The sequence below is a fragment of the Mesorhizobium sp. URHB0026 genome (genome assembly GCF_054059755.1).
This window is the reverse complement of the sequence record NZ_JBSSCN010000001.1, coordinates 703,497-717,078: the sequence shown is the minus strand read 5'-3', so window position 1 is coordinate 717,078 and position 13,582 is coordinate 703,497. Positions and strand designations below refer to the sequence as shown.

13 protein-coding genes are annotated in these 13,582 nt (G+C 63.3%); 11 read left to right on the top strand and 2 right to left on the bottom strand.

From position 1 onward, the window contains the following. Positions 1-115: 115 nt before the first annotated feature. The 6 genes from ACVWWD_RS03630 to gndA all read left to right on the top strand — a co-directional run bounded on the left by ACVWWD_RS03630 (position 116) and on the right by gndA (position 5,916). Positions 116-1,018: a GntR family transcriptional regulator gene (locus ACVWWD_RS03630; RefSeq protein WP_023770669.1), complete on the top strand. Its 903-nt coding sequence runs from the start codon at positions 116-118 to the stop codon at positions 1,016-1,018. A gap of 118 nt (positions 1,019-1,136) precedes the next feature. Further along, positions 1,137-1,493 (top strand): DUF2946 family protein, encoded by a 357-nt coding sequence (locus ACVWWD_RS03625; protein WP_352551601.1) that lies wholly within the window; start codon positions 1,137-1,139, stop codon positions 1,491-1,493. A gap of 95 nt (positions 1,494-1,588) precedes the next feature. Next, positions 1,589-2,131: a copper chaperone PCu(A)C gene (locus tag ACVWWD_RS03620; RefSeq protein WP_352551580.1), complete on the top strand. Its 543-nt coding sequence runs from the start codon at positions 1,589-1,591 to the stop codon at positions 2,129-2,131. A 38-nt stretch (positions 2,132-2,169) separates the two neighbouring features. Next, a complete protein-coding gene (locus tag ACVWWD_RS03615) occupies positions 2,170-2,688 on the top strand; it encodes a YcnI family copper-binding membrane protein (protein WP_023781069.1) in 519 nt (172 codons plus the stop codon). A gap of 52 nt (positions 2,689-2,740) precedes the next feature. After that, positions 2,741-4,375, top strand: coding sequence for a copper resistance CopC/CopD family protein (locus ACVWWD_RS03610; protein WP_457102915.1), 1,635 nt, complete (start codon positions 2,741-2,743; stop codon positions 4,373-4,375). A gap of 116 nt (positions 4,376-4,491) precedes the next feature. After that, a complete protein-coding gene (gndA, locus tag ACVWWD_RS03605) occupies positions 4,492-5,916 on the top strand; it encodes an NADP-dependent phosphogluconate dehydrogenase (protein ID WP_352551575.1) in 1,425 nt (474 codons plus the stop codon). 50 nt (positions 5,917-5,966) lie between these two features. Here the strand turns inward: gndA and ACVWWD_RS03600 are convergent, their stop codons facing one another. Next, positions 5,967-6,899, bottom strand: a complete 933-nt coding sequence (locus tag ACVWWD_RS03600; RefSeq protein WP_023770663.1) for a LysR family transcriptional regulator — start codon at positions 6,897-6,899, stop codon at positions 5,967-5,969. Positions 6,900-6,994: 95 nt separating this feature from the next. Here ACVWWD_RS03600 and ACVWWD_RS03595 point away from each other — a divergent pair, with 95 nt between their 5' ends. Then, positions 6,995-7,867, top strand: a complete 873-nt coding sequence (locus ACVWWD_RS03595; protein WP_352551573.1) for an NAD(P)H-dependent oxidoreductase — start codon at positions 6,995-6,997, stop codon at positions 7,865-7,867. On the opposite strand, the gene ACVWWD_RS03590 is transcribed toward ACVWWD_RS03595, so the two are convergent. After that, complete coding sequence (locus ACVWWD_RS03590; RefSeq protein WP_023770661.1) at positions 7,849-8,898, bottom strand: LacI family transcriptional regulator; 1,050 nt, start codon at positions 8,896-8,898, stop codon at positions 7,849-7,851. The genes ACVWWD_RS03595 and ACVWWD_RS03590 overlap by 19 nt on opposite strands. Before the next feature lie 401 nt (positions 8,899-9,299). On the opposite strand from ACVWWD_RS03590, the gene ACVWWD_RS03585 reads away from it, so the two are divergent. The 4 genes from ACVWWD_RS03585 (at position 9,300) to ACVWWD_RS03570 (ending at position 13,560) form a co-directional block, all read left to right on the top strand. Next, positions 9,300-10,538 carry an ABC transporter substrate-binding protein gene (locus tag ACVWWD_RS03585; protein WP_352551571.1) on the top strand — a complete coding sequence of 413 codons (1,239 nt, stop codon included), beginning with the start codon at positions 9,300-9,302 and terminating at the stop codon, positions 10,536-10,538. Between the two features lie 97 nt (positions 10,539-10,635). Then, entirely contained in the window at positions 10,636-11,529 is an 894-nt protein-coding gene (locus ACVWWD_RS03580) for a carbohydrate ABC transporter permease (RefSeq protein ID WP_023770659.1), read from the top strand. Then, entirely contained in the window at positions 11,522-12,457 is a 936-nt protein-coding gene (locus ACVWWD_RS03575) for a carbohydrate ABC transporter permease (RefSeq protein WP_023770658.1), read from the top strand. Before ACVWWD_RS03580 ends, ACVWWD_RS03575 begins: the two co-directional genes overlap by 8 nt. Further along, the gene (locus ACVWWD_RS03570) at positions 12,457-13,560 is read left to right on the top strand and encodes an ABC transporter ATP-binding protein (protein ID WP_023781074.1); all 1,104 of its coding nucleotides are present in this window, start codon (positions 12,457-12,459) and stop codon (positions 13,558-13,560) included. The genes ACVWWD_RS03575 and ACVWWD_RS03570 overlap by 1 nt, the downstream gene beginning before the upstream one ends. The last annotated feature ends 22 nt before the right edge of the window (positions 13,561-13,582 follow it).

Here is a 13,582-nt window from a genome sequence, read left to right as displayed (position 1 = left end):
AATCGTTTTTTCACGGCGGTTCCGCCCTGGGTAAGTGGTGGCACTGTAGACGATGGAACGTCATATTGCGCTTCAAGCCGGCCGCCGCAAGCGCTGGCGTGCAACGGGTCAGGGGATGTCGAAGAGCAACAACGTCTACAAGGACGCCTTTAACCGTTGTCTGAGGCTGCTCGATGAAGCGCGCAGCCTGCCTTCGGAACCGGAGCTGGGTGCGCTGCTCGGCGTCAGCCGCACGACCGTGCGCAGCATCCTGGCGCGCATGGAAGAGACCGGGCTGATCGCCTGGAACAAGCGCGCCAAGACGGTGCTGCGCGACCCACGTTCGGATGATTTCTTTCCCGAGGAAGAGACCGACACGCTGGCCGAGATCATCGAACGGTCGTTCATGCGCAGGCTGCTGGCCGGCGGCGCCGAGGCCGGCATGCAGATCAACGAGCTCGAACTGGCGCGCGAGATCGGCGTCGGCACCACCAGCGTACGCGAGTTCCTGATCCGCTTCTCCCGCTTCGGCCTGATCGAAAAACGCCGCAACAGCCATTGGGTGCTGAAAGGCTTCACGCGGGCCTTCGCGCTGGAACTGACCGAGATCCGCGAAATGTTCGAATTGCGCTCGGCCGCCGCCTTCACCGCGCTGCCGCAGGACAGTCCGGTATGGAGCGATCTCGATCGGCTGGAAGGGGAACACCGCGTTCTGGCACGCGAGATCGCGACGCGTTTCAATGAGTTCTCGGAGCTGGACGAGCGCTTGCACCGGCTCATCCATCGTGCCTCCCGCAACCGCTTCATCGTCGATTTCTACGACGTCATCGCCATGATCTTCCATTACCACTACCAGTGGAACAAGGCGCAGGAACGCGAGCGCAACGAAGTCGCGATCGGCGAACACCTTGCCTATATCGAGGCGCTCAAGTCGCGCGATCTCGGCAAGGTGGATGCCGCCTGCCGCAAGCACCTGAAGTCGGCGCGCCAGACATTGCTGACCTCCATCCCGGAAAGCCGGCCATCCCAAAAGAACTGATCCTGCCGTGTTGCCGCAGCATGGAATTGCCGATTTTCGACCTCTGGCTGCCGTGGTAGGGATAGTCATCGATCGTTTGAAGAGGCAAATGGTGAACCGCCGCGAGAGACGCTGGAGCATGCCGGTCGCGCTTGTCGCGGCCTGTTTGCTGTTGCTCCAGTCGACACTTGGCGCGTTCGCCTTCAGCATCGGCCCCGATACCGCGCAGCTCGATGCCTTCGGCAACGTCATCTGTACCCGGGACGGCGCTACCCAGCTTCCCGCCGGCGACCAGCACCCGTCGCATCTGCCGGCCTGCTGCACACTCGGCTGCAGCATGTTTTCGCCGGCCTATACGCCGCCGCCCGATGCCGGGCTTGCGCTTGCCTCCCTTTCCTTCGAGACCGTCGCCTTCGTCTTCCCGGCGACCACGCATCTCGACTTCGCCCGCGAACGCTCCCCATCGAACCCGCGCGCGCCGCCACCGGCGGCTTGAGCCTGCTTGCTCGCGGAACCTTTCGCGAGCGTACTCATCCAAGATCAAACATTCGCGACCGGCGACGGCGCGATCATCACGTCATGGAGCAAACCATGTCCCATCCTTTCCGTATGTCTGCGGGCACTGTGTTCGGCCGAACCCTGTCTCGCTTCAAAGCCAATCTCGGCCTTGCCGCGTTGGCCCTCGCGCTTGTCTTCCTGGGCGCCCAGGCGGTCCTGGGGCATGAATTCAAGGTCGGCGATCTTGAGATCGAACACCCCTGGTCGCGCGCCACGCCTGCCGGCGCCAAGGTGGCCGGCGGCTATTTCACCATCGTCAACAAGGGCAGTACACCGGACCGGCTGCTGTCGATTTCATCCGAAGTCTCGGAAAAGGCCGAACTGCATCAAATGGGCGTCAAGGACGGCGTCATGACGATGCGGCCAGTGGATGGTGGCCTGGAAGTCCCGGCAGGCGGCAAGGTGGCGCTGGCGCCGGGTGGCTACCACCTGATGTTCATCGGCCTGAAGCGCCAACCCAAGCAGGGTGAAAAATTCGCCGCCACGCTGACCTTCGAGAAGGCCGGCACGGTCAATGTCGAGTTCGCCGTCGAAGGCATTGGCGAAATGGGCGGCATGGACGACCACGCCAATTGATCGCGCCGATCACCAAGTTTGAAATCAGAGGGACCATCATGAACAAATTTTTTTTGGCGGCCGGCGCGTTTCTCGTGCTGGGGACAAATGCCGCCTTCGCGCACATCACGCTCGAGACCCAGGAGGCGGCAGTCGGCTCGACCTACAAGGCTGTGCTGCGCGTGCCGCATGGCTGCGACGGCAAGGCGACGACGGCCGTGCGCGTGCAGATCCCGGAAGGGGTGATCGCGGTGAAGCCGATGCCGAAGCCCGGCTGGACGCTGCAGGCCAAGAAGGGCAAATATGAAAAATCCTACCAGCTCTATGGTCAGGCGGTCGCCGACGGGGTCAAGGAAGTCGACTGGAGCGGCGGCAATTTGCCAGATGAATTCTACGATGAGTTCGTCTTCCGCGCGACGCTGACGGCCGACCTGCCCGCCGGCCAGAAGCTGTACTTCCCGGTAGTGCAGGAATGCGGCGATGCCGCCGCCCGCTGGATCGAGATACCGGCGGCCGGACAGGATGAGGACGCGCTGGAGAACCCGGCGCCCAGCATCAAGCTCACGCCGAAGAAATAGCTGTTCTCCCTGGCGCTCTGCTTGTCGGAGCGCCGCATCCCCACGGCATGGCATGATCGCAACACCTTCCTGGATGCTCGATACGAACAGCAAGCTCGTCGGCTGGATTGCCCGCGGGCTGCTCGCCGCGGCCATGGCGCTCATCGTCATGGCCTCGACAAGCCAGGCCCTTGCTCATGCGGCGCTGATCAAGACCGATCCGGCCGACGGTGCGGTGCTGGCGCAGGCCCCGGCGCGGTTCTCGCTGACCTTCAGCGAGCCGGTCTCGCCGCTGGTGCTGACGTTGATGACGCCCGACGGCACCCCGGTTCCGCTGACCGACTTCCGTCTTGGCGATCAGACGGTCGAGATCGACAATCCGCGGGCACTCAAACCCGGCACGCATGTGCTGAGTTGGCGTGTCATTTCCGCCGACGGCCATCCGGTCGGCGGCTCGCTGCTGTTTTCCATCGGCGCGCCAAGCGAGCCGCCGGCCGTGGCCGAGGCGATTGACTGGCCGCTGCGGTCGGCGATCTGGATCGGCAAGGTTTTTCTCTACATAGGCCTTTTCCTTGGCATTGGCGGCGCGTTCGCCTTTGCCTGGCTGGCCGGGGATGGCCGTGCCGGCCAGCGCTTTGTCACGGCCGCGATCTTGTGCGGGCTGGTGGCGGCCCCCTTGTCGCTGGGCTTTCAGGGTCTCGATGCGCTCGGGGCGCCGCTCTCCCATCTGGCGCAGGCGGTGATCTGGGACACCGGGCTCGGCACCAGCTTCGGCTGGACGGTGCTGATCGCCCTGGTCGCCTTGGGACTTGGCCTGCTGTCGCTGGCCGGGCCGCGCGCGGCCGCCAGGCCGCTTGCCCTTGCCGGGCTGGCTGGCGTCGGCGTCGCACTCGCCGCCAGTGGCCATGCCAGTGCGGCCGAGCCGCAATGGCTGACACGGCCGCTGGTCTTCGTGCATGGCGTCGGCATCGCTTTCTGGGCCGGCGCCTTGGTGCCGCTCGGCCTCGCGCTGAAGCGTCAAGCGGCGGGCGCCGTCGAATTCCTGCACCACTTCTCATGGGCAATCCTGCCCGTGGTGGCCCTGCTTGCCGCGGCAGGCATCGTGCTGGCCGTGATCCAGGTGCAGACACTCTCGGCGATGGCCGACACAGCCTATGGCCGGCTGCTGCTGGTCAAGCTCGCATTGCTGGTCTTCCTGTTCACCCTTGCCGCGGTCAATCGCTGGAAGCTCACCGCTTCGGCCGAGGCGGGAGCGACCGAGGTGCAACGCAGGCTCACCCACTCGGTCGGCGTCGAAGTGCTGATCGTGCTGGCGATCTTCGGAGTCGCCGCGGGCTGGCGCTTCACGCCGCCGCCACGAGCACTGGCGATCGCGGCGGCGCAGCCGGTTTCGCTGCACATCCACGCGCTGCAGGCGATGGCCGATCTCAGCATCACGCCCGGCCATGCTGGGCCGGTGGTCGCCTCGATGATCATCATGACCGGCGATTTCGGACCGCTAGACGCCAAGGAGGTGACGCTGGTGCTGTCGAAGCCCGATTCCGGCATCGAACCGCTGAGGCGCGCGGCCACCAGGCCCGGCGACGGCAGCTGGCGTGTCGACAACCTCGTCATCCCTGTACCCGGCCGCTGGATGGTGCGCATAGACATCCTGGTCTCGGACTTCGAGATGGTGAAGATCGAGGCGCCGGTCGACATCAGACCGTAACGTCCCGGCTACACAATTGGGCGAGGCGGTTGACGCGGGCCTGTAGGGCCGTCAATCATTCAAGCAACAATGAGCGCAAGCTCGAAAACACCAGATCCGAAAGCAGGGAAGAAACGATGGAAAAAGCCGAAATCGGCCTGATCGGCCTTGGCACTATGGGCTCCAACCTGGCGCTGAACATCGCCGAGCACGGGCACCGCATCGCCGTCTTCAACCGCACAAGGGCCCGCACCGACGCTTTCGTCGAGAATTCCGGTGCGCTCAGGGACATGGTCGTCCCCTGCTACAGCCTTGAGGAACTCGCCGCCGCGATACGGCCGCCGCGCCCGATCATCATCATGGTGCTGGCCGGCAAGCCGGTCGACGAGCAGATCGAAGCGCTGCGTGGCGTGCTGTCCGACAACGATATCGTCATCGATGCCGGCAATGCCAATTTCCGCGATACGATGCGGCGCTTCTCCGAGCTCTCTGGCTCGGGTTTGACCTTCATCGGCATGGGTGTCTCCGGCGGCGAGGAGGGCGCGCGCCACGGACCCTCGATCATGGTCGGCGGCACGGAAGACTCCTGGAAGCGCGTAGAGAAGGTGCTGACCGCCATCTCCGCCAAGTTCAAGGACGAACCTTGCGCGGCCTGGCTCGGCACTGACGGCGCCGGCCATTTCGTCAAGACCATCCATAACGGCATCGAATATGCCGACATGCAGATGATCGCCGAAATCTACGGCATCCTGCGTGACGGCCTCGGCATGGGGCCGAAGGAGATCGGCACGGTATTTTCCAACTGGAACAAGGGCCGGCTCAATTCCTACCTGATCGAGATCACCGCCAAGGTACTCGCCGCCGACGATCCGAAGACCGGCAAGCCGGTGGTCGACATCATCCTCGACCGCGCCGGCCAGAAGGGCACCGGCAAATGGTCCGTCATCGAGGCGCAGCAGCTCGGCATTCCGGCGACCGCGATCGAAGCAGCGGTGGCGGCGCGTGTGCTGTCGTCGATCAAGGACGAACGGCAGGCGGCTGAAAAGGCCTATGGCAATATCGGCGTGACCAGGATTTCCGGCGACAAGGACGCGCTGCTGAAAGACCTCGAACTGGCGCTGTTCGCCGGCAAGATCGCCGCCTACGCGCAGGGCTTCGCGGTGATGAGCGGCGCTTCGAAGGAGTTCAACTGGAACCTGCCGATGCCGACCATCGCCAAGATCTGGCGCGCCGGCTGCATCATCCGCTCGCAGATGCTCGACACGATGGCCGAGGCCTTCAGTGGCGGCGCTTCGACCAACCTGCTGATGGCGCCAGCCTTCATCAGCTTGATGCAGGAGGCGCATCCCTCGCTGCGGCGGGTCGTGGCGAGGGCTTCCGAAGCCGGCGCGCCGGTGCCTGCACTGTCTTCGGCTCTTGCCTATTTCGACAGCTACCGCCAGGGCCGCGGCACCTCGAACCTGATCCAGGCGCAGCGCGACTTCTTCGGAGCGCATGGTTTCGAGCGCATCGGCGAGCAGGGCGCGTTCCACGGACCGTGGGGCAGCGGCGCGGCTGGCTAGATCACGCTCATGGAAACATCCGGCTTAGCTTGGATGCCGTGCCGGAATACTTATCGCTCCACATGCGGCTTCTCGATCCCGGGGATGCCGCCGATCTGTTGGGCAAGAGAATCGACCAGCAGCCGGACCCGGGCGATGCCCGCCCGTTCGGGGACGATCAGCATGCTGAGCGGAACCGACGGCAGCGCATAGTCCGGCAGAATCGCTTCAAGCCGGCCGGACGCCAGGAGATCGCCGACAAGCCATTGGTGGGCGGGCGCAATGCCGCGCCCGGCGAGCAGGGCTTCGCGTGCGGCAAGTCCGTGGTCGACCCGGAGGCGCCCTGCAAACGGCACTGTACGGCGGTTGCCGTCTGGTCCTTGCAGCACAAGGGTGTCGCTGCCGGCAACGTTTGACATCCGGATACCTTCGTGATCGGCCAGGTCTCCGGGACTTTCAGGCCTGCCGCGTTCAGCGAAATAGCCGGGCGCCCCCACGAGCAGTCGCCGGGATTGGCCGAGCGCCCGCAATTTCATGGAACTGTCGGTGAGCGGGCCGAGACGAAGCGCGATGTCGACGCCTTCCGTGACGAGGTCGATGCGTTCGTCGGTGAGGCTGAGATCGACGCCGATGTCGCGATAGCGGTCCTGAAACGCGAAGATAAGCCGGCTGACATGAAGCACCCCAATGGCTGCGGTGCAGGAGAGCCGGATCGTGCCCGCGGGCGCTGCGCGCGTGCCGCGAACCTCATCGCCCGCCTGTTCGACAAGGCGCAGGATCTGCACGCTGTCCGCATAATAGCGGCTGCCCTCATCGGTCATCGTGACACGCCGGGTGGTCCTGCTGAGCAAGGCGACCCCGACGGCGTCCTCCAGTTCCCTCAAATGGCGCGTGACTGTCGACTGGCCGATCCCGAGTTCTCGCGCGACCGCCGACAGACTGCCTCGTTCAGCAACGCGCACGAAGGTGCGCATGCGCTCGAGCGTGACAGCTGATTTATCCATTAATCGGCAGAATATTATTCATTCCCGACATGTAGCGGATGATGCGGCCGCTGGCTATCTCAGGGTCAACGTTTCCAACGGAGGATCGACGAATCATGAAAGTCCTACTTGTCTTTGCCCATCCCGAGCCACGGTCGCTCAACGGCACGCTGCGTGACGTCGCCGTCAAGGAACTCAAGTCTCAAGGCCACGAGGTTCGGGTGTCCGACCTCTATGTGGACAGTTGGAAATCGGAGGTCGACCGCGCTGACTTCCCCGAGCTTTCGCCAGACGCGCGGCTGGTGCCGGTGGTGGCCTCCAAACAAGCATACGAGTCCAATGCGCTGACTGCGGACGTCAAGACCGAGATCGAGAAGCTGCTTTGGGCCGATGCGCTGATCCTGCAGTTTCCGCTGTGGTGGTTCACCATGCCGGCGATTTTGAAAGGCTGGGTCGATCGGGTCTTCGCCTACGGCTTCGCCTATGGCGTCGGCGAACATAGCGACAGGCGATGGGGTGACCGGTACGGCGAGGGCACACTCGCGGGCAAGCGAGCGATGCTGATTGTGACAGCCGGCGGCTGGGAGGATCATTATTCCCCGCGTGGCGTCAACGGACCGATCGACGACCTGCTGTTCCCGATCAATCATGGAATTCTCTATTATCCGGGCTACGACGTGCTTCCGCCGTTCGTGGTCTACAGCGCGGACCGTCTCGATGCAGCCGGCTTCGAGCTTGTCGCCGAACGCCTGCGCGAACGGATGCGGACACTGGCGACCACGGCGCCCATTCCCTATCGGCGGCAGAATGGTGGCGATTATCTGATCCCGAGCATGCGGCTTCGTGCCGAACTAGGCGATCCGGAAGCAGCCGGCTTCGGACTTCACGTGAACCGCGGGGCTACCGACCAGAACGGTTCCTGCTTTCATGGAACGGACGTGGATTTGCGCGCTCGGATCCAGGCAGACGCTCAGTCAGAGCGTCGATAGGCCACGACGCCCTTCGGCTCGCTCAGGCTTTGCAGCGAGCCGGGCGCGGCGCCGCCGATCCAGCCTAGCACCGAGCGGGCGAGTTCCGACCCGGCAAGGCGGAAGTCTTCGTTGACGACCAGTAATTCATGCCTGAACAGATGCAGCAATTCCGACGATTGCTTCGACACCACGTCGACGTCGCGGCCGAGCTTGAGGCCGGCGTCCTCGATGCCGGCGACGATGGCGAGGGTCGCGGCGGCGGCACTGCTGATGATGCCGTCCGGCCTGATGTCTCGCCGCATCAGCTGCGCGGTCCTGGTTCTGATCTGTTCGATCGAGTGGTCGATCGAAACGGTGTTGAACGGCACCTCGCTGGCGCCCACTTCGCTCAGAGCGTCGGCAAAGCCGTTGACCGTGTGGCGGTAGTAGCTCAAACCCACCGGCGGCGTCACCAAAGCGAGCCGGCGGCGGCCCAGGCCGGCGAGATGGCGCACCGCCTCGGCCGCGAAGGCGTAATTGTTGAAATCATGATAGGGATGCACGAGCCCCATATCGGTTCGGCCGTGGGTCGCGAAGGGAATGCCGCGCTCCAACATGTAGCGGGCGCGGGGATCGTTCGGCTGCGTGCGTGAAATGATGACGCCGTCGGCGGAGCCTGTCTCCACGAGATAGCGCACCGGATCCAGCGGATCCTGCGAGCGCGAATATGGTGTCACGATCAGGTGGTAGGGCGTGTCGGCGATGACTTCCGTGACGCCATAGATGATGTCGGAGACGAAGCTCATGAGTTCGTGCTCGGTGTTGAGCACGAGGCTGATGACATTGGTCTTGCCGGTCCTGAGGCGCACGCCGGCGCGGTTCGGCCGATAGCCGATCTGCTTGGCCACGAGCTGGACGCGGCGCCTGGTCTCGGCGCCGATCTCGGGCGCGTCCTTCAAGGCCCGTGAGACGGTGGTGACGCCAAGTCCGGTCATGAAGGCAAGCGTCTTCAGCGTCGGCCGCTCCTGTGCCGTCGCCTCGTCATCCTTGGCCTTGCGCTCTTTGTCCATCCGTCCCGCCCATCAGGCGCATAGCAGTAGCCGAGCAGCCCGGCAATGTTGCGGCCGCTCCCCATGGCGCGTCACCTGCAGTGGAAGGAATATACTGAAACGTTACAGCTGTCACGATCAGTGTAAAACGGGTGCTGGCGGAGGCAAAAAGACCCCGTCAACCGCGTGGCGAAAAACCGTTGGGATTCAGAGGGAAAGCGTGCTCCTAGCATGTTCCTTGCTGCTTTTGCCTACGGCGCGGAGCATTTCTGCATATTGCGTCGCACAATGTCGCGACAGCGAGTGGTTCTGTTCGTAGCTCGAAAAATGTCGAAGTGACACTTGCCGGAAGGGGTTGCGTACGGGCTTCAATTGCCGTATCGAAAATCTGTAACGTTTCAGATTTCTGGGAGGAAGCCGAAATGCGATACAAATTCCTGACCGCTGCCTTGGCCGCGACTGTTGCGCTCAACTTTGCCGGGCCGGCGGCCGCGACCGATCTGGAAGTGACCCATTGGTGGACCTCCGGCGGCGAGGCGGCGGCCGTCGCCGAACTCGCGAAGGCGTTCGACGCCACCGGCAATCACTGGGTCGACGGCGCCATCGCCGGATCCGGCGGCACAGCGCGGCCGATCATGATCAGCCGCATCACCGGCGGCGATCCGATGGGGGCCACGCAGTTCAATCACGGCAGGCAAGCAGAAGAGCTGGTTCAGGCTGGCCTCATGCGCGACCTCACCGACGTCGCCACTAAGGGCAAGTGGACGGAAGTGGTACGGCCCAAGAGCCTGCTCGACTCTTGCACCATCGACGGCAAGATTTATTGCGTGCCGGTCAACATCCATTCCTGGCAGTGGCTGTGGCTGTCGAACGCGGCGTTCGAGAAGGCCGGCGTGCCCGTGCCGAAGGACTGGAATGAGTATGTGGCCGCCGCTCCGGCGCTGGAGAAGGCAGGCATCGTGCCGCTCGCGGTCGGCGGACAGGCCTGGCAGGCATCGGGCGCCTTCGACGTGCTGCTTGCCGCGGTCGGCGGAACCGACACCTTCCTCAAGGTCTACAAGAACAAGGACGCCAAGTTCGCGGCCGGTCCTGAAGTCGCCAAGGTGTTCAAGGCGGCCGACGATGCGCGCAAGATGGCCAAGAACACGAATGTGCAGGACTGGAACCAGGCCACCAACATGGTCATCACTGGCAAGGCCGGTGGGCAGATCATGGGTGACTGGGCTCAGGGCGAGTTCCAGGTCGCCGGCAAGACCGCCGGCAAGGACTACACCTGCCTTCCCGGCCTCGGCCTGAACGAGGTCATCGCAACGGGCGGCGACGCCTTCTATTTCCCGCTGCTCAAGGACGCCGACAAGTCCAAGGCGCAGGAGGTGCTGGCGCAGACACTGCTTGATCCCAAGACCCAGGTCGCCTTCAACCTCAAGAAGGGCTCGCTGCCGGTGCGCGGCGACGTCGACCTCAACGCGGCGAATGATTGCATGAAGAAAGGCCTTGCCATCCTGGCCAAGGGCGCGGTCATCCCATGGACGGACCAGCTGCTCTCACAGGACAGCCAGAAGCAGAAGGAGGACCTGTTCTCGGAGTTCTTCGCCAAGCCCGATATGAGCCTTGAAGAGGCGCAGAAGCGCTTCGCCGACATCATCGCTTCGGCTGATTGACGACTGACGAGCCGTCCGCTCCCGACCTTGCCAGGCAGGGCCGGGAGCCAAGGCGTGCTGACTTTCCGCCCTTATCCGATCCAGCACGGCTGTACCGATGAGCAAGAGCGAACGCCCGAGCCAACTTTTCCGCAATCTCAATGCGAAGGTCGCGTCGATCCCGATGATCCTCACCGCGATGGTGGTCTTTGTCGGTGGCACCGCATGGACGGTGCTCTACTCCTTCACCAATTCGAAGCTGCTGCCGCGGCTGAATTTCGTCGGACTCGACCAGTACTACCGGCTGTGGGCGACGCCGCGCTGGCTGATTTCGATCGAGAACCTTTTGATCTATGGCGTGATCTCACTGGTGTTCTCGCTGGTGATCGGCTTTCTGCTGGCTGCCCTGCTCGACCAGAAGATCCGTTTCGAGGACACGTTCCGGACCATCTTTCTCTACCCCTTTGCGCTCTCCTTCATCGTCACCGGCCTTGTATGGCAGTGGCTGCTCAATCCGGATTTCGGCGTCCAGGGCGTGGTACGAGGCCTCGGCTGGACCAGCTTCGACTTTAATCCGCTCTACAATTCCAGCATCGTCATCTACGGCATATCGATCGCGGCGCTTTGGCAAGGCACGGGGCTGATCATGTGCCTGATGCTGGCGGGCCTGCGCGGCATCGACGAGGACATCTGGAAGGCCGCACGGGTGGACGGCATTCCCATGTGGAAGACTTATCTGTTCATCATCATTCCGATGATGCGGCCGGTTTTCATCACCACGCTGGTGATCATCGCGTCCGGCATCGTCAAGGTCTATGACCTCGTCGTCGCGCAAACCAGCGGCGGGCCGGGCATCGCCTCCGAAGTGCCGGCCAAATACGTCTACGACTACATGTTCTTCGCCCAGAATCTCGGCCAGGGCTTTGCCGCCTCGACCATGATGCTGCTGTCGGTGATGATCGTCATCGTGCCGTGGGCCTATCTCGAATTCGGAGGCCGCAAGCGTGTCTGATCATGCCGTCTCCTTGTCCGCCACGTCGTCAGACCTCCGGGCTGGCGCCTCCGGCCCGAGCGGACCAAAGCCGCGGCATATGTTCTCGCGCCGTAACATTTTCCTGTACGGCACACTCATCGTCGTGGCGCTCTACTATCTCCTGCCGCTCTATGTGATGGTCGTCACTTCGCTGAAGGGCATGCCGGAGATCCGCCTCGGCAACATTTTCTCGCCGCCGCTCGAGATCACCTTCGAGCCCTGGGTCAAGGCGTGGTCGCAGGCCTGCACCGGCCTCAATTGCGACGGGCTCTCGCGCGGGTTCTGGAATTCGGTGCGCATCACCGTTCCCTCGGTGATCCTGTCGATCGCCATCGCCTCGGTGAACGGCTACGCGCTGGCCAACTGGCGTTTCAAGGGCGCCGACACCTTCTTCGTCATCCTGATCGTCGGCGCCTTCATTCCCTATCAGGTGATGATCTATCCGATCGTCATCATCCTGCGCGAAATCGGCCTCTATGGCAGCCTTACCGGCCTGGTGATCGTGCATTCCATTTTCGGCATGCCGATCCTGACGCTCCTGTTTCGCAATTATTTCACCTCCATGCCGGAGGAGTTGTTCCGGGCGGCGCGCGTCGATGGCGCCGGCTTCTGGGGCATCTACCTGCGCATCATGCTGCCGATGTCGCTGCCGATCTTCGTCGTCGCCGTCATCCTGCAGGTGACCGGGATCTGGAACGACTTCCTGTTCGGCGTCGTCTACACCCGTCCCGACACCTATCCGATGACGGTGCAGCTCAACAACATCGTCAACTCGGTGCAAGGCGTGAAGGAATACAACGTCAACATGGCCGCCACCATCCTGACCGGGTTGGTGCCGCTGATCGTCTATTTCATTTCCGGCAAATTGTTCGTGCGCGGCATCGCCGCCGGCGCGGTGAAAGGGTGATGGCGATGGCGGCGAACGGCACCAGCGTTTCGATCCAGGATCTGTCGCTGAACTTCGGCGCGGTCTCGGTGCTGCAGACGCTCAATCTCGATGTCGCCGAAGGCGAGTTCATCGTGCTGCTCGGGCCTTCCGGCTGCGGCAAGTCGACCTTGCTCAACTGCATCGCCGGCCTGCTCGACATTTCGGAAGGCCGCATCTTCATCAAGGGCAAGAACGTCACCTGGGAAGAGCCCAAGGACCGCGGCATCGGCATGGTCTTCCAGTCCTATGCGCTCTATCCGCAAATGACGGTGGAGAAGAACCTGTCGTTCGGGCTGCGTGTCGCCGGCATCGCCAAGGACGAGATCGCCAAGCGCATCGCGCGCGCCGCCGAGATCCTGCAGATCGAGCCGTTGCTGCAGCGCAAGCCGGCGGCACTCTCCGGCGGCCAGCGTCAGCGCGTGGCAATCGGGAGGGCGCTGGTGCGCGATGTCGACGTCTTCCTGTTCGACGAACCGCTGTCCAATCTCGATGCCAAGCTGCGTTCGGAGCTGCGCGTCGAGATCAAGCTTCTGCACCGCAAGTTGCAGAACACGATGATCTATGTCACCCACGACCAGATCGAGGCGATGACGCTGGCCGACCGTATCGCGGTGATGAAGGGCGGCGTCATCCAGCAGCTCGACGCCCCGCAGACCATCTACAACCGTCCGGTCAACCGGTTTGTCGCCGGCTTCCTCGGTTCGCCTGCGATGAATTTCGTCGAGGGTCAGTTGGAGGCTGGCACGACGGCGGTGTTCAAGACCGGGGATTTGGCCATACCGCTCGATCGCTATGCCTTCGACGGCGCCGGCAACAAGAGCGGGCCTTGCGTGTTCGGGATTCGGCCCGAGCACGTTGCCTTTGGCGAGGCCGCGAATTCGATGCCCTTTGCCACCGATGCCGCCGTCGAGATCGTCGAGCCGATGGGCTCCGATACGCTCGTGTGGACGAAGCTCGGCAGCCGCATTTTTTCGTTCCGTGTCGAGGCGGAAAAGACGCTGCGCAATGGCGACCCGATCCGGATCGGCTTTGATCCTGCCCGCGCCTCGCTGTTCGATACTCCATCCGGCAACCGCATGTAGCTCCCAAGAAAACCATCCTCCC

Bases quoted from the DNA above. Each gene is read 5' to 3' on its own strand.
- ACVWWD_RS03590 (WP_023770661.1), bottom strand. From the start codon at position 8,898: ATGGACAAAGAGCGCAAGGCCAAGGATGACGAGGCGACGGCACAGGAG.
- gndA (WP_352551575.1), top strand. From the start codon at position 4,492: ATGGAAAAAGCCGAAATCGGCCTGATCGGCCTTGGCACTATGGGCTCC.
- ACVWWD_RS03580 (WP_023770659.1), top strand. From the start codon at position 10,636: ATGAGCAAGAGCGAACGCCCGAGCCAACTTTTCCGCAATCTCAATGCG.
- ACVWWD_RS03620 (WP_352551580.1), top strand. From the start codon at position 1,589: ATGTCCCATCCTTTCCGTATGTCTGCGGGCACTGTGTTCGGCCGAACC.
- ACVWWD_RS03595 (WP_352551573.1), top strand. From the start codon at position 6,995: ATGAAAGTCCTACTTGTCTTTGCCCATCCCGAGCCACGGTCGCTCAAC.
- ACVWWD_RS03600 (WP_023770663.1), bottom strand. From the start codon at position 6,899: ATGGATAAATCAGCTGTCACGCTCGAGCGCATGCGCACCTTCGTGCGC.
- ACVWWD_RS03610 (WP_457102915.1), top strand. From the start codon at position 2,741: ATGATCGCAACACCTTCCTGGATGCTCGATACGAACAGCAAGCTCGTC.
- ACVWWD_RS03625 (WP_352551601.1), top strand. From the start codon at position 1,137: ATGCCGGTCGCGCTTGTCGCGGCCTGTTTGCTGTTGCTCCAGTCGACA.
- ACVWWD_RS03570 (WP_023781074.1), top strand. From the start codon at position 12,457: ATGGCGATGGCGGCGAACGGCACCAGCGTTTCGATCCAGGATCTGTCG.
- ACVWWD_RS03630 (WP_023770669.1), top strand. From the start codon at position 116: ATGTCGAAGAGCAACAACGTCTACAAGGACGCCTTTAACCGTTGTCTG.
- ACVWWD_RS03615 (WP_023781069.1), top strand. From the start codon at position 2,170: ATGAACAAATTTTTTTTGGCGGCCGGCGCGTTTCTCGTGCTGGGGACA.
- ACVWWD_RS03585 (WP_352551571.1), top strand. From the start codon at position 9,300: ATGCGATACAAATTCCTGACCGCTGCCTTGGCCGCGACTGTTGCGCTC.